The sequence below is a fragment of the Lutibacter sp. A80 genome, from assembly GCF_022429645.1.
Lineage (GTDB): Bacteria > Bacteroidota > Bacteroidia > Flavobacteriales > Flavobacteriaceae > Lutibacter.
The window spans coordinates 2,659,319-2,684,238 of record NZ_CP092480.1 but is presented as its reverse complement, the minus strand read 5'-3'; the positions used below and the strand labels follow the sequence as shown (position 1 = coordinate 2,684,238).

The window sequence follows — 24,920 nt, the reverse complement described above, 5'->3', positions numbered from 1 at the left end:
AATTCTTAGATTCTGAAACGAGTTTAGAATAATATCTTATTTTATTTAACTAAATTATTTATGAAAAAAGACATTAAAATTCCAGAGGTTAGCGATGTTTTTATGGCTGTTGTTAAAGAATACAACCAAGATTTTAAAACAGAAGATTGGAATGCCTATATAATTAACAACAAAGATGTTGACCTAGAAATGGTATTGATAGTTTCTAAGGGTTATGATGATGATAAAATGATTGAAACAGCTGTTTTAAGACATAAAATAGAAAAACTACCTGCAAAATCTTTTGCTAAAGTTGAATTTTTACAAAATGATGTATTAAAACTTTCAAACTTTTTTAATGTTACTTTTTTTGAAGGAAATGCAATGTTCGATAAAAAATATTTATTTGAAAAAAATACAATTAAAGACAGCGCTCTTAGAAATATTCCTTTATTAAACAAACGAGGTATTTTAATAAAATAATAACTAAATGAAAACAACTCTAACAGTTTTATTAATGAGTATTTGTATGGTAACTTATTCCCAAAATGTCCGCATGTATGTTGGTACATATACCGATGGAGATAGTGAAGGAATTTATATGTATAATTTCAATACTAAAACTGGTGAGTTAAGTGAAAAAAACTTAGCTATTGAAGCTGTAAATCCTTCATTTATAACTTTCTCTAAAGACAAAAAACAATTGTACGCTGTTAGTGAAAGCAATCAAGGTAGTACTTTAAGCGCTTATAACATAACTAACAATGGTACACTTAGCCTAATTAACAAAGTAACTAGTGGCGGTAAAGGACCTTGCCATGTACAACTAAATAAAAAAGGAGACAAAGCTGTAGTTTCAAATTATGGGGGCGGAACTTTTGCTGTATTTAATATAGAAAAAGATGGTAGTTTACAAGAAGCTTATCAAATATTTGACCACAATATTGAAACCCAAAAAGCACATACGCATTCTGCCAAATTTTTAGATACTAATTTATTTGTTGCAGATTTAGGGCGCGATTTTTTAGCACATTATGTTGAAAACGAAGGAAATTACAGTCTAAAAGAGAATTATAAAATGGAAGCTGGTGCTGGGCCAAGGCATTTTGAAATTTCTAAAAAAGGTGCGTTTATTTATGTTATTAATGAACTAAATTCTACTGTTACCGTTCTTAAAAAAATTAAAAACAGCTATAAAAACATTCAAACTATAAGTACTTTAAGCAATAGTTTTGAAGGAGAAAGTTTTTGTGCAGATATTCATTTATCTAAAAACGAAAAATTTATTTACGGTTCTAATAGAGGAGAAAATTCTATTGTAGTTTTTAAAAGAAATAAGAAAAATGGAACACTTCAAAAAATTCAAAATATTAGTGTTTCTGGAGATTGGCCACGTAATTTTACATTAGCGCCAAACGGCAAATTTTTATTAGTTGCAAACAAAAAAAGTAAAAATATTAGTGTATATAAAGTAAATAAAAAAAATGGTGAATTAACTTTTTTACACAGTATTAATGCACCAACACCTGTTTGCTTACTATTTTAATTCGAAGTAATAAATATTATCAGCATCACTGTATCTGAATGAATTCAGATACCCAGAGTTTTTATTTATAAAAATTACGCCTAAATCGTCAAAATCTGAATTAAACTGATCTACTTTTATAGGTATGCCCCAATGCCCATTATTAGTATTTTTTTCAATTTTATAAATATTAAAACTTCCTTGCTCTTTAATTAATTCCGTTATTTGATTTATACCTTCGTTATCCATGGTATAAACAACGCCTGTTACTTCTCCATCATAAATATTTGATGCAAAATAGATGGTGTTTTCATTATAAAAAGTTGGATTTATAATCTCAAATTCTGGGTGAGAAATATAAATAACTTCACCTTTTTCCCATTGGTTATTAGTATTTCTAATAAATTCTAACAAATGTAAATGCTCTTTTTCGTTAGTAACAACCAACATTTTACTACCATCTTTTGATATTGTTGGATACGTGTACGAAAAATCTAAATTACAAACAGGTAATCTCTTAATTTTTTTAACCTTAAAATCTTCAATTATCCCTCTATAAATAGTGAAATTATTGGTTCCAGAAGTGCTTAATTTTTTTGTAATTCCAGTAAAATAAATTTCATTTTTAAAAATAGCAGCTGCTCCTAAATTATACTTTGAACCGATTTTAATTTTTTGAGACTCCGATTTTAAATCTGAATATAAAAGCTTGTAATCATTACTTTTATAATTTGATGCGTAAATAAGGCCTTCGCCATATATAGTTGGAAATATATTTCCTTCAGAATTTAATGATATATAGGTTTCAAATAAGCTTAAATCATTATTTTCACTAATTAGTTGTCTTTCTTGAGCACATAAACAGTTTATGTACAAAAGTGCAATAATTACTAGTTTATTTTTCATAGAAACAATTTTAATTACAAAAATAATAAATTGTTATTATAAATAATCTTCAAAATATTCTTTTAGAATATCTTGCATTAATTCTATAGTTAATGGTTTATTTTTAAAATCATTTACTTCAACAATGTTTTTAGATCTAGCTATATCTGCAGGGTTTAGTGACGATGTTAACATTACTAATATTATTTTTCCTTTTTTACTTTCATCGAGTTTATGATATTCTTCAAGAAATTCCCATCCATTCATACGAGGCATGTTAACATCTAAAAAAATTAGATCGGGTTGTGGATATTTACCATCTTTTGCAGATTCTAAATATTCAAGTGCTTCTATTCCATTCTCAACCTTTTCAACTTTTTCGGCGCAACCTACCTTATTAATTACCCACTCATGGATAAAGTTAATAGCATCATCGTCATCTATTAATAAAATACAGTTTAATTTTTTTTTCATTTTTTTTAATTTAAAATTATTGGTATTGTAAAGTAAAAAATTGATCCTTCTCCTAATTTAGATTCTGCCCAAATTTCCCCACCATGTAAATGTATAATTTTATCACAATGTGCTAATCCAATACCTGTTCCATCAAAATTACCTCTTCTATTTAACCGCTGAAAGATTCCAAAAATATTACGATCTTTTATGTTTTCAATACCAATACCATTGTCTGAAACTGAAAATTTCCAATATTGACCACTTTTAGTGGCTGTTATTTTAATTTGAGGATGTGTATCGTTTTTTTGAAATTTAATAGCGTTTGTAACTAAATTTAAAAACAAAAGATAAAGCTCATTTTTATAAGCTTTTATTGTTGGTAGATTTTCTAAATAAATTTTAGTACCTGAATCTTTTATACTAACCGATAGCTCATTTTTTAATGATTTTAGTAAGTTGTTAATATCTACAACTTCTAATTTTTTATTTACACCTATACGCGAGTAGTCTAAAAGACCTTTTATTAAGCTACTCATCCTATCTGTAGATCTTTCAATATAACAGATACAATTATTTGTTACTTCATCAATTTGATCTATTTGTTTTTGTTTTAAAATATTAACCATTCCTTTTATAGATCTTAATGGCTCTTGTAAATCATGTGATGCAATGTATGTAAATTGTTCTATTTCTTTATTTTTAAGTTGTAAATTTTCATATTGATGTGAAAGCATTGTTAGCCTGGTAATATCTTGTCTAATTGTAAAAAATTGGTAAATTTCATCATTCTCATTTTTAAATGGAATAATTGATGTGTGTACCCAATAGAAACTACCATCTTTAGCTCTATTTTTTACGCCTCCAATCCAAACATTTCCGCTTTTAATTGTTCTCCAAAGATCTCTAAAAAAGGCTTTTGAATGATGTCCAGAATTAATAATTTTATGAGATTTCCCAATAAGTTCATCTCTGCTGTATTGAGAAATTTCGCAAAACTTATTATTTACAGAGGTTATAATTCCTTTTGCATCTGTTATTGCTACAATAGAACTTTCATCTAACGCTTGTTTAAGTTGATTTAATTCTAAATTAGCTTGATGCAATGAGTTTTTATAAATTTCTCTCTCTACTTCACTCTTATTAATTTTAAAAGCAACTATAATAACAGAAATAATAGACACAAATACAGCTAATATACTATAAACTATGAAACCAAAATTAAAGTCTATTAGATTATTATTTACAGAAAACAGCAAAGTAATACCCATTAATAATATCATAATAAGATTATAGGGAACCATTACTCTTATTATTTCACTTCCTGTATGTTTACTAAAAACCAAATTGTAAAACTCTTGTGATCCATTTTTTAAAAAAAGTGTGCTTGAAATCAATAAAAACATTACTGCAGGATATATAGCCATTAAATTAATAATGCTTGATTGCTGCTTTATGGAAAGTTGTAATATATATTCAACTATAACTACTACAGAAAACAATATTACTAAAAGCAATATATATTGAGTGCATTTTTTTATTTGAAACATTTTAGATTGTATTCCCCACATTGCAATTCCTAAAAGGAGAAAACACAATGCTGCAATTGGTGACATACTTTCGTGTAAATTGCTTAAAAAAGTATCTTGTATAATAGAATAATCAAAATTAAAAGCATATTCGCTTAGAGTTAATAGTGCTATAACTATCACTACGTTAACTAGAAATATATTTATAATTTTAAAAAATTTGATTTTTTTAATGTAAATAAGAATGGCAATATTTAAAATAACAAATAATAATGCTGTGTTAAAATTAATAGTTAATCCGTTAGAAATTAATTTTAAAATTTCTAAACTATTAAACAACCAACCAATAATAACTAATAAACTAATTATTAAATTAAATGTACAAGCAATAATTATTGTTTGTTTCACAACTTTTGGGGTTACAAACTTTTTAAGTTTACTATTGAGATTAATCATCTCTTTTATTTTTTATAGTTAGGGGTTACAACTATTATTATTTTTTTAACGAAACTACTAATATACAATAAACTTTAGATTTTATCTTTTTCTTCTAAAGAACTTATAATTTCTTTAAGTTCTTTAGAATTAATAGGTTTAATTATATAATCGGACACCTCACTAATTTTTTTAGCTCTTTCAATATCAACAGGATCAACTGATGAAGACACCATATAAATAGTTATTTTTTTTCCAACTTTTGGAACTAGCTTAACATATTCTTCCATAAATTGAAAGCCATCCATTATTGGCATATTTATATCTAAAAAAATAACATCTGGTAAATCTTTCTTATTTCCAACATTGTCTATCATAAAATCCAATGCCTCTTCTCCATCTGAAAAAATAAGTAGTTTTCTAGATAATTTGTGTGTTTCTATGTTTTTAGTGATTGTATATTGATAAATCTCATCATCATCAATTATACATATTATAAAAGGTTTTCTCATAATAAGTATTAAAATAATATTGTAAATGTTGTTCCTTCGTTAACCTTACTTACTGCGGAAATTGTTCCTCCCATAGATTCTATTTGAACCTTGGTAAGGTATAAGCCAACTCCTTTTGCCTCGGCATGTCTATGAAATGTTTTATTTAACCCAAATAATTTATGACCATGTTTATTTAAATCTATCCCTAAACCGTTATCCGTAATTGATAACTGGATCCTGCCATTTAAATTAGTTGTTTCAATTGTAATTTTTGGTGCGCGCTCTGTAGATCTATATTTAATAGAGTTTGTAATTAAATTTAAAAAGATACTTTCTAAATAGGTTTTATTATAGCTAATACTAGGCGCATTGGTAAAATTACTGGTTATATTTGTTTCAGTCTCTATTATTTGACCAGTTAATATTTCCATTGTTTTATTTAAAATATCTTTAAATAATATTTTTTCAATATTTTTAGAACTATCGTCTCTAATTCTTATAGCATCAACTAATGTATTTAATGTTGAAGTTAAATGATCAATTACTTTTTCAAATTTTTCAAACAACATGCTTCTTTCTTCGTCACTTTCAGCCATTTCATAAATTTGAAGTAACGAATTAAGGTTGCTTACTGGTGCACGTAAATTATGAGATGTAATATGTGCAAAATTTGCTAACTGATTATTTTGACTGGTTAATTTTCTTGTAAGAATTTCGAGATTATTTTTTGCATCAATAATTATTTTTTGATTTTTCACACTCTCACTAATATCTGTTGCCATTTTAATAAAACCTGTAATTTCATCTTTGTTATTTTTAATTGCTGTTGTAACTGAAAGCACAGGAAACGTAGTTCCATCTTTTCTAACATATGTACATTCTCTAGATTCTGATTCTCCTTGTTTAGCATTTGCTACAAGAACATCAAAACCTATTATTTCTTTATTATATTTTTTAGATAATGCTTCTCCTCTTTTAAGAGTTTCTTCTTTTAAATGAATTATTTCAGGTGTTTTTAATCCAATCATTTCATTAGATGAATAATGTAACATGCTTTCGGCACCTTTATTAAAATGGGTTATTAAACCATTTTTATCTGTTCCAATTATAGAAATAGGCCCAGAATTTAATATTGCGTTTAACTCTTCATTTACAGTATTTAATGTTTCTTTTGCTAATTTTACTTTGTTAATATCTTGAAAAACACCATTAAGTAGAATACATTTTCCATTTTCAAATTCAGCTTGACCAATGGCGCGAGTCCAAACAACATTTCCTTTTGCTGTTACAAGCTCTAATTCAATATCAAATGGTTTTCCTTTTTCAATAGCTGTATTAATAGCCTTTTGAATTTTTATTCTACTCTCTCCTTCTTTATAAAATTCAATTGCCGTATTTAAATTAGGTATAAAATCGTCTGGTACGTCATGAATTTCACGAGTTACTCTACTCCAATTAACTTTATTTTCAACTAGATTTACTTCCCATGTTCCTATACGTGCAATTTGATTGGTTTTGTAAAGTATTTTTTCAATTCTTAACCTTTCTTGATCTTTTTCTTTAATAGTTGTTATATCTGCAGTATACATTAATAATCCACCTATTTTTCCTTTAGAAATATACCAAGGTCTCACATCCCAAGTAAGCCACTGTGTAGTGCCATCTGCTCTTTTAAATGGTGCTTCATCGCATTTATTAATTGCTCCTTTTAAACACGCTTTATGGTGTTCCTTCCAATCATCTCCTATTTCAGGGAAAATTTCATAATGAGATCTCCCTATAATTTCTTGACCTGTTAATTTATAATCTTCTTTCCAACGATGTGAAGCTGCTATATATTTCATGTCCTTATCAAACATTGCAATAGCATTTGGTGCTTGTTCAATAAAAATTTTACCTAATTCTGCTCCTTTTTCAATTTTATTTTTGAGCAGTTTTAATTCTTTTAAATTATTGCGAACTTTTTCTTGAGAACGCACTAACTCACGATTTGTTTTTTGGAGATCTAGATTCTTTTGAAAATATAATTTGTAAACAGGTTTAATGATATAAATAAACTGAAAAATTAAAATTAATACAACTATTAAAGCTAATAAATACAGTATATTTTCTAGCTTTTGAAGCTTTTTTTCTGCACTTTTCTGGTATTCATTTACAATTGTATCCATTGTAGATAAAAAAGCCAAATCTAAAGCTTCAAGATCTTTTAAGTCTTTAACACTTTTATCAGATTCAATAGTATTTATTATACTTTTACTGTATTCTAGTATTTTATTTTGATAAGGCTTAATTTCTTTAAATAACGAATCGATAGTTTTATTACCATACTTTTCATTCTTTAAAATCAAATAATTAGTAGCTTCTTCCCATTCTTTAATCAGTAATTTTAGTTTGTTAACATCTATTTTTGAATCAATATTATTTGTTGTTTTTATAATATTATTAAGTTTAGTAATACGCTGACTTAACATACGTTGTTTACCAGAAACGTTAATAATATGTGCGTCAGATTTTTGTAAACTAATACTATTCTGAACAAGCAAAAGCATTAGAGCTAATAAAATTATGATTGTAATTAAAAATATTAAATACCTATTTTTAAATAATTTATTTAATTTATTCATTATGGTGAATTGTTATGCGCCTTCTTTAAAATAAAATTACACTATAGAATCTTTTTTTTTAATAACTCTATATCTAATACTTTTAAAGTTTAATTAAATAATAGGTATTTTAAGCAATTCAATTAAGTTCTAAATTATAGTTAAAATAAAGCTTAGATAATTAAGTTTATTCTTATATAAATTATGAACGCTTCAAATATACGTTTTTTAGTAAAAGGGAGGCTTAATTTTTATAAAACACTGTTAAATAGATGTTTTACAAATAATTATAATTAAAAAGGGTTTATTTTAAATCAAAAATTAATTACACGCATAGCAAATGCTTCAACTTTTTTCCAATCTGTATACTCTATTTTAATATTTTTATTGGTAGGTCCTTTTGTCATCCACATAATAAACTGAATCATTATTCTATCAAAAGGTTTATATCTTTTATAATCTAACATTCCAGCAAAAACTTCAGTAATAGTGGGTTTCCAATCTATATTTTTAAAAAACTTAACTACATACGGATTGGTTTCTGGAGTGTTTTTTTCTGGTTTTCGAGCCACTAAATTCACAGAAAAAAATGCTGTTTTTATAGTATCTAATACTGTTTTATTTTTTTTTATAAATGCTATTATTTCTTTATTATGAACACCGTATCTTATACTTGAAGCAATTATAAATTTATCGAAATCAGCAATATTTTTAGTAAAAGCATCTATTGTAAATAATTGAATATCAACATTTTTTTCTTCTGCTAGTTTCACAATTTCATTACATATTTTTGTTGTATGTCCATCGACTGTTGCATATAAAATACCAATTCGTTCACTCATTACAAAACTTTTATTTAAACTACTAAATTAATTAAAAAACAGTGCTTTTGATATGATATTTATCAATAAGACATCTTATAGTTAACTGTGTTGATTCACAAATTTTTAGAAACAAAAAAACCCATTCAAAAGAATGAGTTTCTTGTTTTTTTTTTAAAAGATTTTATTATTTAGATAACTTTTACATTAACTGCATTTAAACCTTTTCTACCTTCTTTAAGTTCAAACTCTACTTGATCACCTTCTCGGATTTCATCAATCAATCCAGAAACGTGTACAAAATAATCTGTGTTAGAACCTTCTTCTGTTACAAATCCAAAACCTTTAGATTCGTTAAAAAATTTTACTGTACCTTTTTTCATTGTTAAAAATAAATTATGATACCAAGTTACTAATATTTTGGATTTTAAAATAGTTATTTTAGAAAAAAATTATAGATATTTATTATTAATCTATTAACTCTATTAATTTATTAAATACTGTTTTAGGATTTTTATTTTCGTATAATATTTGATAAACAGCATCAATAATTGGGGTTCTTGTTTTACTTTTTTTAATTAATAAATAAGCGCTTTTTGTTGCATAATATCCTTCAGCAATCATACTCATTTCCATCATAGCACTTTTTACGGTGTAACCTTTTCCAATCATATTTCCAAACATTCTATTTCTACTAAAAACAGAATAACCTGTTACTAATAAATCGCCTAAATATGCAGAATTATTAATATTGCGTTTCATTTTATGTACTTTTTTAATAAAACGTTTAATTTCTCGAATTGAATTAGACATTAACACAGCTTGAAAATTATCTCCATAACCTAAACCGTGTGCAATACCAGCTGCTATAGCATAAATATTTTTTAGCATTGCAGTATATTCAGTACCAATAATATCATCTGAAATTTTTGTTTTTATATAATTGCTCGAAATATAATTACTTAATATTTTCGCTTTTTCTTCATCTTTACAAGCAATTGTTAAATAAGATAAACGTTCCATTGCAACTTCTTCTGCATGACAAGGCCCAGTAATTACACCAATATTTTCAATTGGAACATCTAATATCTTATTAAAATGTTCTCCCACAATTAAACCACTTTCTGGAATAATTCCTTTAATTGCCGAAAACACAGTTTTTGAAGTATACGGTTCGGTTATTTTATCTAATTCTGTTTTTACAAATGCAGATGGTATGGCAAAAATTAAAATATCTGCATATTTTACCATTTCATTAATATCACTAGATAAAAATAATTGATTTACATTAAAAGTTGCAGAGCTTATATAATTTGGATTATGTTCGTTTTCTTTTATATAATCTATAGCACTCTGGTTTCTCATATACCAACCTACTTGCTCTAAATTTTCGCACAGCATTTTTACAATTGCCGTAGCCCAACTTCCTCCTCCAAAAACAGCTATTTTAGGGTTTATATTCATTTTATTAGATTTAGTTTTTCAAAAGTAAAAAAACTAAATCAATTGCACTCTTAAAACTGAGAAACTATAGTTTTAATGCTTTTTAGATACATTTTACCAAACAAATTTAAATGAATTAATAACGGATATAAATTATAAATATCTTTTCTTTTGTTAAAGCCTTTTTCTAAAGCAAACACCTCATTATACGTAGTGTAAAATGTATTAGAAAATCCACCAAATAATAAACTCATTGCTAAATCTACCTCTCTATGTCCGTAATACACAGCGGGATCAATAAAAACAACCTGATTATTTAAACTGGAAATATAATTACCACTCCATAAATCACCGTGAATTGCACAAGGTTTTTCTGGTGGAATTATATTAGTTAATTGCTTATATAAATTTTTAAATAACAACATTTCTTTTGTTTGAAGTAATCCGTTATCAAAAGCTAACTTAACCTGAGGTTTTAATCTGTTTTCGATAAAAAAAGTTTCAAAATTATCGCAAAAAATATTTTTTTGAAGTAATTGTCCCATAAAATTATCATACTCCAAACCAAAATAAATATTATTATGCCTATGTAAATCGGCTAATTTAACAGCAAAGTTTTGCCAAAATTCATTTGTTTCGCAACAATTTTCAACCCAACTTAAAACTAAATAAATTTCAGTTTCAAAGGCTCCTTCTACAATTATTTTTGGAGTAGTTACACCATTACTTTTTAAAAACTGCAATCCTAAAACCTCCTCTTTAAAACCATTATTAAAAGTTGAAATAGTATTGGTTTTTACAAAAAAAGTAGCTGCTTTAGAACTTAATTTATAAGCATTATTTATAGAACCACCACTAACATTTTGCCACGTAAAACTAGATTTTAAATGCAATGTTTTATTGATTTGATTTTCTATATGTTTAATTAAATCAGATTTCATTCTAAATTGAAGTAAAATATTTTACTTTTATAACAAATTTACAAAATCACTTTGAGCGCACTTAAACAATTTTTTAAAGACACTATAATTTACGGAATTGCAGCTGTTTTACCGAGAGCTATTAATATTATTTTAGTAAAATTACATACTTCTAAACTTTCTGCTGAAAAATATGCAGTAAACACCGATTATTATGTGTATGCCGCTTATTTTAATGCCCTACTAACCTATGGAATGGAAACTGCATTTTTTCGTTTTTTTTCAAAAGAAAAAGATAAGGGAAAAGTTGTTTCAACGTCGTTTTTAAGTTTAGCAACAACTACATTTTTATTTTTAGTTGCAATGCTAATTTTTAGCACTGAAATTTCAACCTTTTTTGGTTTTAAAGATCCTCTTTTCTTTAAATTATTAATTTGGACAACTGTTTTAGATACTATGGTGGTTATACCTTATGCATATTTACGTGTTACTAACAGACCAATAAGATTTACATTATACAAAGTATTAAACATCTTAATTTTTGCATTTTTTAATCTGTTTTTTTTATGGTTTGTACCCTATGCAATTCAAAAAAATATAACATTACCTACTTGGATAATTTTAAGTTACCAAAACAACCCAACCGTTATATTTATTTTTATTGCCGGAACCATAGCCAGCGCCACCACATTTTTGTTATTACTACCAACACTTTTTAAATTTAAATTTCAGTTCGATTTTGAATTATTAAAAAAAATGCTACGCTATGCTTTCCCTATCTTAATTGCTGGTTTGGCCTATGTAACCAATGAAAATTTAGATAAATTATTATTGGGAGATATGATTGGCGAACAACAAATGGGAATTTATGCCGCCTGCTATAAATTAGGTGTTTTTATGACACTTTTTATAATGGCATTTAGATTGGGTGCAGAACCTTTCTTTTTCAATCATTCCGAAGAAAAAAATGCTACACAAACCTATGCTAAAATATTAAACTGGTTTATAATTGCCGGTGCATTTTTTATGATATTTATTGTAGGATTTATCGATATTTTTGCTTCCATTTTATTAGGAAGCGATGAGTATTTTGAAGCCTTAATAATTGTTCCAATAATTTTATTAGCCAACCTTTTATTAGGAGTTTATCATAATTTGGCTATTTGGTATAAATTAACCGACAAAACTAGGTTTGGAATGTATTTTTCAATAATAGGAGCTATTATTACTATTGTTTTAAATGTAATTATGATTCCTAAAATAGGCTTTATGGCTTCTGCTTGGGCAACTTTAACTGCATATGGAATAATGATGCTATTATCTTATTTTATTGGAAAAAAACATTATCCTGTACCATACAACATAAAAAAAATATTAGGCTATTTGTTTTCTGCTACGTTAATTTCCTATATTTCTTTTAATCATTTTAGAGAAAATTATTTTGTTTCCGTTGGCTTAGTTTTAATTTTTGGATTACTAATTTATTTTAATGAAAAAAAGGAAATCTTAGGAATGCTTAAACGAAAATAATAAAATAACTATTAAATCATACCAACAATAATAACTACTTATGCAAATACAAATTATTAACAAATCTAAACACGAATTACCAAATTATGAAACCATTGCATCTGCCGGAATGGATTTACGTGCAAATATTTCGGAAGCAATAACTTTAAAACCTTTAGAGCGTGCCATTGTAAAAACTGGACTATTTATAGCACTCCCTATAGGAACAGAAGCCCAAGTGCGTCCAAGAAGTGGTTTAGCAGCAAAAAAAGGAATTACAGTTTTAAATGCTCCTGGAACTATTGATGCTGATTATAGAGGTGAAATTGGAGTAATTTTAGTGAATATTTCTAACGAAGATTTTATTATAAATGATGGAGAACGTATAGCGCAATTAGTAATTGCAAAACACGAACGTGCCAAATGGGAGCTTGTAGAAGTTTTAAATGAAACTGAACGTGGTACTGGTGGCTTTGGAAGTACAGGAATTTAATACATATATTTACCGTAAATAATAAATATGATTCCAATAGATGTAAAAACTTTATTTCTTTTCTCGGCTGCCGCTAATATATTTATTATTGCTTTATTTGCTACCTATATTAAATTATATAAAGTAAAAAACCCAATTATTAATATTTTTATTCTTTCTAGAATATTAGGTATATTTTTTTTAATAATGCTTTCAACACGAGATAGCATTCCAAACCCAATAAGTATTTTTTTAAATACTACAATAAATTTATTTATTGTATTTTATGAAGTTTATTGTATTTCCTTTATTGAAAGAAAATTTAATTTAAAACATTTTAAACAATGCTTGTTAATACCTATAGCTTTTTCGGTAGTATTAATTTATTTTAGTACCTCACCTATTAATACTAGAATTGCAGCTATGTCGTTAAGTGTTGCAATAATATACGCTTATACATCTTATATCCTTTTAACAAATAAAAGAAAAACTAAAATACAACACTTAACTGGTTATATTTTTACACTTGCTGCAATATTTCTATTATTTCGTGCATTAGGTGCCTCTTTAGGCACCAAAACAAGTATGTTTTCAACTAACTATATGCTTGTTTTACCGCTCATATTTTTCTTAATTTTTAATTTAATTATTCCCTTACTATTAATTTTTATTTTAAAAGAAAAAGACAATCAAAAATTAAATGCTTTAATAAAAAGTAAAGATAATTTTTTCTCAATTATTGCTCACGATTTAAAAGGTCCTTTAGGTGGTTTACAACAAATTGGAGAGCTCCTTTGGCTTAATGATATTACAGATGAAAAAAGAGAAAAACTAACCAAATCGCTTTATCAAAATAGTAAAAACACCTTTAACTTACTCGATAATTTATTAAAATGGGCAAATACCAATACTGGGTTAATTACTTACAAACCTTACAAGCTAAATCTCTATAAAATAATTCATAACAATATCAATCTTTTTAATTCTCAAGTTAAATTAAAAAATATTAATCTGAGTTGTAATTTTGAACAAGATTTATTTATCTATGCCGATTATGATATGGTTGATACCATAATTAGAAACCTAATTTCTAATGCTATAAAATTCACCAAAACTAATGGTAAAATTGAAATTATTTTGGCAGAAGTTGACACAACCCAAAATATATGCACAATTGCAATAGCTGATAACGGTGTTGGTATTAATAAAGAAACACTCTCGAAAATTTTTGAAATTAATACCTCTATTTCTACTTTTGGAACAGACAATGAAAAAGGAACTGGTTTAGGATTAAAACTTTGTAAGGAGTTTTTAACCATAAACAAAGGAAAAATTAATATTAATAGTAATTTAGAAAAAGGAACTAAAGTTTTTATTTCTCTTCCATTAGAAAATAACTAATTTTTTCAGCTCTTATTCACCTCTATATCCACTTTTTGATTAATTTCTAATTTGGTTGTATGCTCAAAAAATATAGTTTCATTCTTTAAATCGGCCTCAATTAAATAATAACTTCCTTTAAAATAAGATGCAATAACTGTTGCTTTTAATTCGGATTTTTCAACTACTTTTAACTGATTTGGGTATAATAAAACTGTTTCTTTCGAAGTGTTTTTTGCTTCTATTATATGTAATGGAATTTCATTTATTTCATTAAAAAAAGAAGCTACATATTTACTTTCTGGATTATTATATAAGGTTTCTGGTGTATTTTTTGCTACTAATTTCCCATCTCTAATCACTAAAATTTCATCGGCAAACGAAAGCGCATCGGTTGTATCATGCGTAGCAACAATACATAAAATATTTTTTGATTTTAAATACCTAAAAATACTTCTTCTTAAATTATTTTTTCTAAAATTATCTATATGACTAAAAGGTTCATCTAACAATAAAACTTCTGGTTCATCAGCCAAAACTTTCGCTATAGCTACACGTTGTTTTTGACCTCCACTTAAATTTTTCACTTTGGTATTTAAAAAGTTGCTCATATCTACAACTTCTAGCAATTCTTTAATTCTATTTAGCTTATTTGGGTCTAGACTTGAAATATTTTTTCCAATATTTTCTTCAACAGTTATATATGGCATTAAATCAAAATCTTGAGGTAAATATTTCATAAAATCCTCACCTGGAATTAGATAAAAATTAGGTCCTAAAAGCTTCTCTTCATTCCAATAAACAGCGCCTTTTTCAATATGTAATAAACCATAAATAATTTCTAATAAAGTACTTTTTCCACAACCACTTTCGCCAATTATAGCAATATAATCTCCTTTGCTAGCGGTAAAACTAACATTTTTTAAAACTTCTTTTGAAGTATAACCAAATGATACATTTTCAACTTTTAACATAATTTATTCAAAACCAATATGTAATAATGCATCTCCTTGGTTTACAACTGGCGCATGATTTGAATTTAAAATATACCCTTCTTGTGGATTTTTAAAAACACTTTCATACTCGCCAAAAGGATCTGAAATACTACCTAATTTAACACCTTTTTCTACTTTTTGACCTACGTGTATATAAGATCTATACATACCTGAACGCTTAGCTCTAATCCATTTAGAAGTTTTAATTATTATTGGTGGATTTTCAGGATCTTCCTTTGATATTCTTGAAGAAAAATCTCTCATTTCTAGATAATGCATTACATTTATAGCACCTTGAAGACCTACTTTAGTAACATTTTTATCTAGATTTAATGATTTTCCACCTTCAAACAGCACAACTTTTTTACCTAAATTAGCCATTGATTTTCTGAAGGTTTTCTCTTTATTTTTACTGTAAACAATATATGGAGAACCAAATACTTTAGCCAATTTTAGAGTTTCTTCATCTGTTGCGTCAATTCTTACTTGCGAATAATTAAAACGCTGTGCTCCACCAGTGTGGTAATCTATACAATAGTTTACTTTAGGAATTACTTTGGTCATTAAATGATAAGCAAATCTACTTGCTAAAGAACCTTTTATAGATCCTGGAAACACACGGTTTAAATCGCGTCCATCAGGAAACTCGCGAGATTTATTTAAAAAACCAAAAACATTTAATACTGGAATACAAATTACAGTACCTTTTTCTGGTTTATTTAATCCAGAAGCAACAATTTGACGTACAATTTCTATTCCATTAGTTTCATCTCCATGAATACCACCAATTAACAATAAACAAGGTCCATCTACTAATCCTCTTGAAACAATTATTGGTACTTCTATTTTTATTCCAATACTTAATTGGGCGATGTCCATTTTTAATTGAACGGTTTCTCCTAAACCAATTTTCTGATTTAAAATTTTAAAATCATTCGGCATGGCGCTCTATATAATGAATTATTTTTCTAGCAATATCTTTTCCTGTAGCAGATTCTATACCTTCTAAACCTGGCGATGAATTAACCTCTAAAATAAGTGGACCTCTATCCGATTGTAATAAATCTACTCCTGCAACACCTAATCCCATTACTCGTGCTGCTTTTAATGCTGCGTTTTCTTCATCAACAGACAGTTCAAAAATTTCAGCTGTACCTCCTCTGTGTAAATTGGAACGGAATTCTCCTTCTTTCCCTTGTCTTTTCATAGCACCAACAACAACACCATCAACCACAAAAACACGAATATCAGCGCCTTTTGCCTCTTTAATAAATTCTTGTGCAATTACCCTAGCTTTCAATCCATTAAATGCTTCTAAAACCGACTCTGCAGCAGTGTGTGTTTCAGCCAAAACAACACCTAAACCTTGTGTTCCTTCTAATAATTTAATAACTAAAGGAGCACCTCCAACACTTTTAATTACGTCATCTACGTTTTTAGAATAGTTTGTAAAAACCGTTTTAGGCAATCCCAAACCAGCTCTAGAAAGTACTTGTAAACTGCGCAATTTATCGCGAGAACGCATTAACGCCTGAGATTCTACTGCGGTAAAAACTTTCATCATTTCAAACTGACGAACCACTGCTGTTCCAAAAAAAGTTACAGAAGCTCCAATTCTTGGTATTACGGCATCTACATCTGTAATCAATTCCTGTTTATAGCGTATGGCAGGTTTTTTTCGTTCAATAATAATATCGCATTTAGTATGGTCTATTATTACCATTTCATGATTTCTTTGTTTTCCTGCTTCAACAAGTCTTGTAGTTGAATATAAATTTGGATTACGTGATAAAACAACAATTTTCATGTTAGTGTTTTTAAGGTTTTATTTTTTTAAAGGATAGATTTTTTTTTGCGGTATCAATAATAAATTTTTTCGATAAAAATTTCCTTCCTAAGAGTACTGGGTACATCATTGATCCTCTTTCTGTTAATGATAATTCTATGGTATGAATTTCATTAAAAATAAAAATTTCAGTTGTTATTATAAATCGAGTTTCCGTAATTCCGTTTGAACTTTTCACCTTTTTTTGAATAAATTCTTTAAAGTAAAAATATTTTTCGTGGTATTTTTCGTGTTCAGGGTCTAGAAACTGACATTTTAATATATTATTTTCAACTTCAATATGATGGCAGTGAAAGCTTGAAGTATATGCACCTGAATCTACTTTAATAGCGATTCCAAATAATTCTAATTTTGGAAAATCAACAATATCAGTTCTTCCTATAAGTGTTTTTATGTTAGGTGTTTTCAAAGTTTTAAAGCCTCCTTTTTAATGTATGAATTATATTTCAAAAATAGACTATTATTTTAACTGAAAAAGTTTTTGCTTTATTTTGTTTAGAAAGATATTATAAATGAATTAGGTTGTAAAAAAAATTAGAAATCCGTCATTCTGAACTTAATTCAGAATCTCATCATACTGATTACCAATCATTATGAAAACCTGAATCAAATTCAGGTTGACGTAAATTTCACTTTTTTTACAACCTATTCTATAAAATCAATGCTTTATTAATCTTCGTCTTGATTATTAATAAAATCTTTAATTTTTATTTCTAATTCTTCTGCTAATTCTGGGTTGTCAAATATAAGTCCTTTAACAGCATCTCTACCTTGTCCTAATTTTGTTTCACCATAACTAAACCACGATCCGCTTTTTTTAACAATTCCAAATTCAACAGCTAAATCTAAAATTTCACCTGTTTTAGAAATTCCTTTTCCGTACATAATATCAAATTCCGCAATTTGAAAAGGTGGTGCAACTTTATTTTTTACAACTTTAACCTTTGTACTATTTCCAATAACACGATCACCATCTTTAATTTGGGTTCTTCTTCTAATATCTAAACGAACAGAAGCATAAAACTTTAATGCGTTACCACCTGTTGTAGTTTCTGGATTACCGAACATTACTCCAATTTTTTCACGTAACTGGTTAATAAATATAACTGTACAGTTTGTTTTATGAATTGTACCTGTTAATTTTCTAAGTGCTTGAGACATTAAACGAGCGTGTAATCCCATTTTAGAATCTCCCATTTCACCTTCAATTTCACTTTTTGGTGTTAACGCTGCAACTGAATCTACTACAACAATATCTATAGCTCCAGAACTAATTAAGTTATCTGCAATTTCTAATGCTTGCTCACCATGGTCTGGTTGAGATATAATTAAACTATCTATATCTATCCCTAAATTTTGTGCATAAAAACGGTCAAAAGCATGTTCTGCATCTATAAAAGCAGCAATACCACCAGCCTTTTGTGCTTCTGCTATTGCATGCAATGTTAATGTAGTTTTACCCGATGATTCTGGTCCATATATTTCAATAACTCTACCTCTTGGGTATCCTCCAACACCTAATGCTAAATCTAATCCTAACGAACCTGAAGAAATTGCATCAATATCATCTATTGCTACATCTCCCATTTTCATTACTGTACCTTTTCCGTAAGCTTTATCTAATTTATCTAACGTAAGTTGTAACGCTTTTAATTTTGCTGCTTTTTCTTTATCTTCTGCCATAATCTTAATAAAATGAGTTAAAATAGTTGGTTGCTAAAATATAAAAAAGTATTGAGTATATTTAGCCTTTAAAAATAATTCTATAAACATTATCAACATGAAGAAAACTCCTTTACTAATTTTATTTATTATTATGGTTAACAGTAATTTATCGGCTCAAAATGATGTTATTTCTGCTTTTTTATTAAAATGGGAAAATTCTAAAAATTATTTATTAGAAATGGCTGAAGCAATGCCGGAAACTAATTATAATTATGCACCTACTGAAAGACAAATGACTTTTAAAGAGCAATTGCTACACATAAAAGGAAATATGGTTTCGTTAAGTGAAAATTATTTTATTACTGCTGATTTTAAAAAATCTGAAAAGGTAAACTCCACCACAAAACGTGAAATTATTAATGAACTAACCGAGGCATTTGATAAGGTTTCTGAAATTATAAAAAAAACTAAATTAGAAGATTTAGATACTGAGGTCAACTTTTTTGCTGGCCCAAAAAGTAAATTACAAATACTAAATTTAATACAAGACCACGTAACACACCACAGAGGACAATTAATTGTTTATTTAAATTTAAATGAAGTTAAACCTCCAAAATATACAGGTTGGTAACAATAATTAATTACTAACTTTAATAAAGGTTAATAACCTTATGTGTTACCCTTCTAATAAAAAACCAATTTTTAAACACAAAAAAACCTAACAGTTTTTAAAAATCTGTTAGGTTTAAATCTATTAAAATTAAAATTGTTTTCTTTTATGGATTTGTAGACCATAATGATGCATTTGCCATCATAGCTCTTCTTGGTAATTTTAACCCAGCAACAATTAACGCTGCAAAATCTTCAGGTTGTAAAACGCTGTCTTCAGAATCTTTATTAGCAATACCTAATTCTATAGACATATCAGAAGCAATAGTACTTGGTGTTAAAGTGTTTACTCTAATATTATTTTTTCTAACTTCTTTCATTAAAGATTGAGACAAACCAATAACAGCAAATTTAGATGCTGAATAAGCTGAAGTTGTTGCATTTCCATTTAAACCAGCTGTAGAAGAAACATTAATAATATCTCCTTCATTTTTTTCAATTAAATACGGAAGTACTTCTTTAGTTACATAATACATTCCTAAAACGTTGGTTTTAATAATATCTTCCCAAAGTTTTGAATCCATATCGTTTAAAGTTCCAAAAGCTGCAATTCCTGCATTATTAACCAAAATATCTACAGTACCAATGCTTTTAATTATATTAGTAATTCCAATTTTAACTTCTTCAAAGTTAGAAATATCAAAAACTTCATATGTAGCATTTACACCCAATGCTTTTATTTCTGAAACAGTTGCTTTTAATCTTTCTTCATTTCTACCAGTAATAGCAACATCTATCCCTTCTTTTGCAAACGCCAATGCTGTAGCTTTTCCTAAACCTCTACTTCCGCCGGTAATAATGGCTTTTTTCTTATTTAATTTCATTTTTTAATATGTTTATAGTGATATAAAAATTAATATTTCTAAATCTAGAATTGAATATTTATGACGCAAAGTTACTATTTAAGTTTTGAAGATAATTCTATAATATTGTTAATAATTGTTGTTGGTTTTATTTCCCAAGGATCAAAAATTGAATCTTGAGTACGTTGTACCCAGGCTGTTTTCATACCATAAGCAGCAGCTCCAGTAACATCAAACGGATTGCTAGAAATTAACCAAGAATCTAATTTTGTTGAAACTGTTGTTTTATTAAAATATTGATAAACTTTTGGACTTGGTTTAAAAACCTGAATAGCCTCAACACTTATAACTCCGTCAAATAACTCACTAATTCCTGCATTTATTAACAAATTTGAAACTGTATTAGCACTTCCGTTAGAAAAAGCATAGAGTTTATGTCCATCATCTTTTAATTTTTGAAGTCCTTGTTTTACATCTGGAAAACTCGGTAACACTTTATATTCATCCATTAAAGCCACTTTTTGAGCTTCTGATAAGTTTACCTTAAACGTTAAACAACTGAATTCTAAAGCTTCTTTTGTGCATACAGAAAAATCGACATAATTATTCATTAAACCCCTTCTAAAAGAATATTCTAATTGCTTATTTCTCCAGGTATCCATTACTGGTTTTGCCTTATCGCCAATCATTTTTTCTAGAGAATTAAAAACACCTGAAGTGTTTATTAATGTTCCGTATACATCAAAAGCTAAAGTGTATTTCATTATTTTTATTTACACCAAAAGTAATAACTTTTGGTTTTAACATTGTCTTTTTTACGTTATCTTTAGTATTTAATTCAATATTAAAACCTTGTTTAATTAAAAAATTTAAGTTTTTAGCTCCTTTTTTAAGAATTTGAGGTGTTTTTCTCCCAAGCAAACTTTTCAAAAGGTTTATCTACAGGAGTTTCTGCTAAATGATTTGTATAATTACTAATTACTTTTTGAGATAACCCTAACACAATTTCTAATAATTGACGGTTTCCATAACCCACCGCAAAAAACTTTTCTTTTTGAGTTTCTGAAAGATGACCACGCTCTCTAACAATTTCTAAGGTAGTATCTTGTAAAGCTTGTAATTTTTCAGTTGGCATTGGTTCTCCATTTCTTAATGCTTCAGTTAATGCTGCATCAACTTTCATCATATGCGCAATACCAGTATGTGCTGGCACACAATAATGACATTCGTGTTCTACATTAATAGTTTGCCAAACTACGGTTAACTCTTCAGCATTAAAACTAGATTGTGTAAACAATTTATGAAGTGTTTGATAGGCTTCAAATAATTGAGGAGATTCCGCTAATACACCGTGTAATCCAGGTATCATACCATTCGATTTAAAAGATTGTTCTAAAAATGGTTTACTCGCTTCTGAGGCAGTTTCTAAGTTGTGAATTTTAAATGTACTCATAATTATATTTTTAATTTTTAGTTACTAATTTGTTTTTGTTTGTTTAAAATAAAAAGGTTTAATGCTGAAAATAGAATAACGCCTATAGCTATATAAACCAATAACCATTTTGGTTGGACTCTTAGTGAAAATTCAGCTATTAATGCACCAACCATAGTAAGTAAGCCAAAAAGATTGCTAAAAATTGCCCAAGTTGTAAATGGTACTTTAAATGTAAAACGTTCTTTATTTTTTATTAAACTTAAGATGGCTGTTGATAAATAACCAATTACTACTGCAGAAATAACTATTCCTGTAAATATTCTAAAAAAGGTAGGATCTATACCTAAAGGTTTTGCCATTTCTATAAAGGCTTTAACTGAAATTTCCCACCCTGTTAATTTTGAAATGGCAAATCGAGATAATACAATTCCCATTAATATGTTAGTGGTAAATAATACTTTGTTCATACTTTTTGTGTTTTATTAATTATTAATATCTAAGCAATTGCTTAGTTTTGGGTTAAAAAAAATGTTATAAATTTTTAAAGACCATTTCTATATAATCTTCTATTTCTTGTTGATTATTAACTCTGCTTGCTGCAGCCAATCCATGTTTTGCTAACAATAAATAATTAGCTTGTTTTATAATTGTTTGCTCGTCTTTTGAACTATCTATACTTAATTTTTCAATAAATATTTCTTTCAAACCAAGCATAAAATTATTCATTTGCTCTCTTATCAATTCGTCTTCACTTTCAGCAAATTCGTTATATGTATTTGTAACTAAGCAACCTTTTTGATTTCCATTAATGTTTGACACCTGAATAGAATTATAAAAAAATTCTTTAATGTCTTCAATACCATTTTTTGAAGTTTTTAATTTTTCAAAAATACTATTTATGATTTTTTTATAAGATTTTAAACTCTCTAAAAAAACACCATGTTTACTTCCAAAACTAGAATACATAGAAAATTGGTTAATACCCATTTCTTTTTCCAACATACGAACTGAAGTATTTTCGTAACCATTTTTCCAAAACAAATGCATTGCTTTTTCTATTACTTCTTCTTCGTTATATTGTTTTTTTCTAGCCATTAGTTTTAATTACGTTGCAAAACTAAGCAATCGTTTAGAAATAAAAAAATAATTAAGGATATTTTTAATTTTTACTAGCTATCACTTTTTAAAATGCCAACAGAAATTGTAAATTTTTGTAGCATAAAAACGGTAGAAATTACAGTTTCAATAAAAATTGTTTTAATTGTTCTTTCGATAAATTAACTGCTTTAAATAACATTTCAGTATTGCCGTGTTCTATAAAAACATCTGGAATTCCAAGAGTTTTAACTGTGGTTTCCGTGTAGTTATTTTTGGACGCAAACTCTAAAATAGCGCTTCCAAATCCACCAACAACGGTTCCATCTTCAATGGTAACAATAGTTTTAAATTTTTTAAATATTGTATGAAGTAAGTCAACATCTAAAGGTTTTACAAAACGCATATTGTAATGTGCAATCTTATTTTTAGGCAATTCTTGTTGAATCTCAATAATACTATTTCCAATTGTTCCAATTGTTAAAACAGCTATTTCATCACCTTCTGTAATACAAACTCCTTTTCCTATTTCTATTTTTGAAAAAGGTTGTTTCCAATCTATTAAAGTACCTCTTCCTCTCGGATATCTAATTGTAAGTGGGGAATTTATTCCTAATTGTGCCGTATAAAGCATATTGCGTAATTCCACCTCATTTAATGGAACAAATACCTTTAAATTTGGAATACAACGTAAATAAGCAATATCAAAAACACCGTGATGTGTTGCTCCATCTTCACCAACAAGTCCGGCTCTATCTATACAAAAAATAACAGGTAAATTTTGCAAAGCTACATCATGTATTATTTGATCGTATGCACGTTGTAAAAATGTAGAGTAAATTGTACAAAACGGAATTAAACCTTGCGTGGCCATTCCAGCAGCTAAAGTAACAGCGTGCTGTTCTGCTATACCAACATCAAAAGCTCTTTCTGGTAACTGGTCAATCATTAATTTTAATGAAGATCCCGTTGGCATCGCTGGCGTAATACCAACAATATTTTTATTCTCTTTTGCTAATTCTACAATAGTTTCACCAAAAACATCTTGAAATTTGGGAGGTACTATTTTATTAGTACCCGGAATTAATTCGCCTGTAAATTTATTAAATTTCCCAGGAGCATGATATCTAACTTGATCTTGTTCTGCTTTTTGTAAACCTTTTCCTTTGGTAGTAATTATATGTAAAAATTTAGGACCTTTAATTGATTTTAAGCGTTCTAATTCTAAAATTACAGCTTCTATATTATGACCATCAATTGGACCAGAATAGTTGAAATTTAAAGCTTCAATTATATTGTTTTTTCTAACTTTTTTACCTGCTTTTACATTGGTAAAATAATTTTTTAATGCTCCAACACTAGGGTCAATTCCCATAGTATTGTCATTTAAAATTATTAATAAATTTGCATCGGTTACACCTGCATGGTTTAAGCCTTCAAATGCCATTCCACTAGCAATAGACGCATCTCCAATTATTGCAATATGCTGTTTGTTAAAATCTCCTTTTAATTTAGAAGCAATTGCCATTCCTAATGCCGCAGAAATAGAAGTTGAAGAATGTCCTGTTCCAAAAGCATCATACTTACTTTCACTCCTTTTTGGAAATCCAGAAATACCTCCAAACTGCCTATTAGTATCAAAAATAGCTCTTCGTTCTGTTAAAATTTTATGTCCGTATGCTTGGTGACCAACATCCCAAATAAGCAAATCATTTGGTGTATCGAACACATAATGTAATGCAATTGTAAGCTCAACAACACCTAAACTGGCACCTAAATGCCCTTCCTTAGTTGACACAATATCAATAATAAAATCGCGCAATTCTTTTGCAACTTGCGGCAGCTGTTCTTTAGACAACTTTCGTAAATCTTTTGGATTATTAATATGTGCTAATAAACTTAAATTCATTAGTACAAAACTACACTATTTAAATTGTTGTTTGAAATAAAAAAAATTACTTTTG

At 27.6% G+C, this 24,920-nt stretch carries 26 protein-coding genes; 6 read left to right on the top strand and 20 right to left on the bottom strand.

What is annotated here, in order from left to right:
* The first annotated feature begins 60 nt into the window (after positions 1 to 60).
* Positions 61 to 462 (top strand): hypothetical protein, encoded by a 402-nt coding sequence (locus MHL31_RS11075; RefSeq protein ID WP_240226019.1) that lies wholly within the window; start codon positions 61 to 63, stop codon positions 460 to 462.
* A gap of 7 nt (positions 463 to 469) precedes the next feature.
* Positions 470 to 1,525 (top strand): lactonase family protein, encoded by a 1,056-nt coding sequence (locus MHL31_RS11070; protein WP_240226018.1) that lies wholly within the window; start codon positions 470 to 472, stop codon positions 1,523 to 1,525.
* On the opposite strand, the gene MHL31_RS11065 is transcribed toward MHL31_RS11070, so the two are convergent.
* From MHL31_RS11065 to MHL31_RS11025, 9 genes are all read right to left on the bottom strand, one after another.
* Entirely contained in the window at positions 1,517 to 2,410 is an 894-nt protein-coding gene (locus tag MHL31_RS11065) for a hypothetical protein (RefSeq protein WP_240226017.1), read from the bottom strand. The genes MHL31_RS11070 and MHL31_RS11065 overlap by 9 nt on opposite strands.
* Positions 2,411 to 2,446: 36 nt before the next feature.
* Positions 2,447 to 2,863: a response regulator gene (locus tag MHL31_RS11060; RefSeq protein ID WP_240226016.1), complete on the bottom strand. Its 417-nt coding sequence runs from the start codon at positions 2,861 to 2,863 to the stop codon at positions 2,447 to 2,449.
* A 5-nt stretch (positions 2,864 to 2,868) separates the two neighbouring features.
* Positions 2,869 to 4,827, bottom strand: a complete 1,959-nt coding sequence (locus MHL31_RS11055; RefSeq protein ID WP_240226015.1) for an ATP-binding protein — start codon at positions 4,825 to 4,827, stop codon at positions 2,869 to 2,871.
* A gap of 74 nt (positions 4,828 to 4,901) precedes the next feature.
* Positions 4,902 to 5,318, bottom strand: a complete 417-nt coding sequence (locus MHL31_RS11050; RefSeq protein ID WP_240226014.1) for a response regulator — start codon at positions 5,316 to 5,318, stop codon at positions 4,902 to 4,904.
* A gap of 8 nt (positions 5,319 to 5,326) precedes the next feature.
* The gene (locus tag MHL31_RS11045) at positions 5,327 to 7,924 is read right to left on the bottom strand and encodes a PAS domain S-box protein (RefSeq protein WP_240226013.1); all 2,598 of its coding nucleotides are present in this window, start codon (positions 7,922 to 7,924) and stop codon (positions 5,327 to 5,329) included.
* Positions 7,925 to 8,217: 293 nt separating this feature from the next.
* Entirely contained in the window at positions 8,218 to 8,745 is a 528-nt protein-coding gene (gene hemG / locus MHL31_RS11040; protein ID WP_240226012.1) for a menaquinone-dependent protoporphyrinogen IX dehydrogenase, read from the bottom strand.
* A gap of 170 nt (positions 8,746 to 8,915) precedes the next feature.
* Complete coding sequence (locus tag MHL31_RS11035; RefSeq protein ID WP_240226011.1) at positions 8,916 to 9,107, bottom strand: cold-shock protein; 192 nt, start codon at positions 9,105 to 9,107, stop codon at positions 8,916 to 8,918.
* 85 nt (positions 9,108 to 9,192) lie between these two features.
* Positions 9,193 to 10,188: an NAD(P)H-dependent glycerol-3-phosphate dehydrogenase gene (locus MHL31_RS11030; RefSeq protein WP_240226010.1), complete on the bottom strand. Its 996-nt coding sequence runs from the start codon at positions 10,186 to 10,188 to the stop codon at positions 9,193 to 9,195.
* Between the two features lie 50 nt (positions 10,189 to 10,238).
* Positions 10,239 to 11,108, bottom strand: coding sequence for a fructosamine kinase family protein (locus tag MHL31_RS11025; RefSeq protein ID WP_240226009.1), 870 nt, complete (start codon positions 11,106 to 11,108; stop codon positions 10,239 to 10,241).
* A gap of 51 nt (positions 11,109 to 11,159) precedes the next feature.
* Here MHL31_RS11025 and MHL31_RS11020 point away from each other — a divergent pair, with 51 nt between their 5' ends.
* The 3 genes from MHL31_RS11020 to MHL31_RS11010 are packed head-to-tail and all read left to right on the top strand — an operon-like array spanning position 11,160 to position 14,469.
* Positions 11,160 to 12,617: a polysaccharide biosynthesis C-terminal domain-containing protein gene (locus MHL31_RS11020; protein WP_240226008.1), complete on the top strand. Its 1,458-nt coding sequence runs from the start codon at positions 11,160 to 11,162 to the stop codon at positions 12,615 to 12,617.
* 40 nt (positions 12,618 to 12,657) lie between these two features.
* Complete coding sequence (gene dut, locus MHL31_RS11015) at positions 12,658 to 13,089, top strand: dUTP diphosphatase (RefSeq protein WP_240226007.1); 432 nt, start codon at positions 12,658 to 12,660, stop codon at positions 13,087 to 13,089.
* A gap of 27 nt (positions 13,090 to 13,116) precedes the next feature.
* Positions 13,117 to 14,469: a sensor histidine kinase KdpD gene (locus MHL31_RS11010; protein ID WP_240226006.1), complete on the top strand. Its 1,353-nt coding sequence runs from the start codon at positions 13,117 to 13,119 to the stop codon at positions 14,467 to 14,469.
* Positions 14,470 to 14,474: 5 nt separating this feature from the next.
* On the opposite strand, the gene MHL31_RS11005 is transcribed toward MHL31_RS11010, so the two are convergent.
* From MHL31_RS11005 to recA, 5 genes are all read right to left on the bottom strand, one after another.
* Positions 14,475 to 15,422, bottom strand: coding sequence for an ABC transporter ATP-binding protein (locus MHL31_RS11005; RefSeq protein WP_240226005.1), 948 nt, complete (start codon positions 15,420 to 15,422; stop codon positions 14,475 to 14,477).
* A gap of 3 nt (positions 15,423 to 15,425) precedes the next feature.
* Complete coding sequence (locus MHL31_RS11000; RefSeq protein WP_240226004.1) at positions 15,426 to 16,385, bottom strand: succinylglutamate desuccinylase/aspartoacylase family protein; 960 nt, start codon at positions 16,383 to 16,385, stop codon at positions 15,426 to 15,428.
* Entirely contained in the window at positions 16,375 to 17,250 is an 876-nt protein-coding gene (rimK, locus tag MHL31_RS10995; RefSeq protein WP_240226003.1) for a 30S ribosomal protein S6--L-glutamate ligase, read from the bottom strand. The genes MHL31_RS11000 and rimK overlap by 11 nt, the downstream gene beginning before the upstream one ends.
* 10 nt (positions 17,251 to 17,260) lie before the next feature.
* Complete coding sequence (locus MHL31_RS10990; protein WP_240226002.1) at positions 17,261 to 17,698, bottom strand: RimK/LysX family protein; 438 nt, start codon at positions 17,696 to 17,698, stop codon at positions 17,261 to 17,263.
* 260 nt (positions 17,699 to 17,958) lie between these two features.
* Entirely contained in the window at positions 17,959 to 18,972 is a 1,014-nt protein-coding gene (gene recA / locus MHL31_RS10985) for a recombinase RecA (protein ID WP_240226001.1), read from the bottom strand.
* A 97-nt stretch (positions 18,973 to 19,069) separates the two neighbouring features.
* Here recA and MHL31_RS10980 point away from each other — a divergent pair, with 97 nt between their 5' ends.
* Positions 19,070 to 19,585: a DinB family protein gene (locus tag MHL31_RS10980; RefSeq protein ID WP_240226000.1), complete on the top strand. Its 516-nt coding sequence runs from the start codon at positions 19,070 to 19,072 to the stop codon at positions 19,583 to 19,585.
* Between the two features lie 145 nt (positions 19,586 to 19,730).
* Here the strand turns inward: MHL31_RS10980 and MHL31_RS10975 are convergent, their stop codons facing one another.
* From MHL31_RS10975 to dxs, 6 genes are all read right to left on the bottom strand, one after another.
* Entirely contained in the window at positions 19,731 to 20,447 is a 717-nt protein-coding gene (locus MHL31_RS10975; RefSeq protein WP_240225999.1) for a 3-ketoacyl-ACP reductase, read from the bottom strand.
* 74 nt (positions 20,448 to 20,521) lie between these two features.
* Entirely contained in the window at positions 20,522 to 21,190 is a 669-nt protein-coding gene (locus MHL31_RS10970) for a haloacid dehalogenase type II (protein WP_240225998.1), read from the bottom strand.
* A gap of 125 nt (positions 21,191 to 21,315) precedes the next feature.
* Positions 21,316 to 21,879, bottom strand: coding sequence for a carboxymuconolactone decarboxylase family protein (locus MHL31_RS10965; RefSeq protein WP_240225997.1), 564 nt, complete (start codon positions 21,877 to 21,879; stop codon positions 21,316 to 21,318).
* Between the two features lie 17 nt (positions 21,880 to 21,896).
* Entirely contained in the window at positions 21,897 to 22,328 is a 432-nt protein-coding gene (locus tag MHL31_RS10960; protein ID WP_240225996.1) for a hypothetical protein, read from the bottom strand.
* Positions 22,329 to 22,392: 64 nt separating this feature from the next.
* A complete protein-coding gene (locus tag MHL31_RS10955; protein WP_240225995.1) occupies positions 22,393 to 22,956 on the bottom strand; it encodes a TetR/AcrR family transcriptional regulator in 564 nt (187 codons plus the stop codon).
* A gap of 139 nt (positions 22,957 to 23,095) precedes the next feature.
* Positions 23,096 to 24,865, bottom strand: coding sequence for a 1-deoxy-D-xylulose-5-phosphate synthase (gene dxs, locus MHL31_RS10950; protein WP_240225994.1), 1,770 nt, complete (start codon positions 24,863 to 24,865; stop codon positions 23,096 to 23,098).
* Positions 24,866 to 24,920 lie beyond the last annotated feature (55 nt).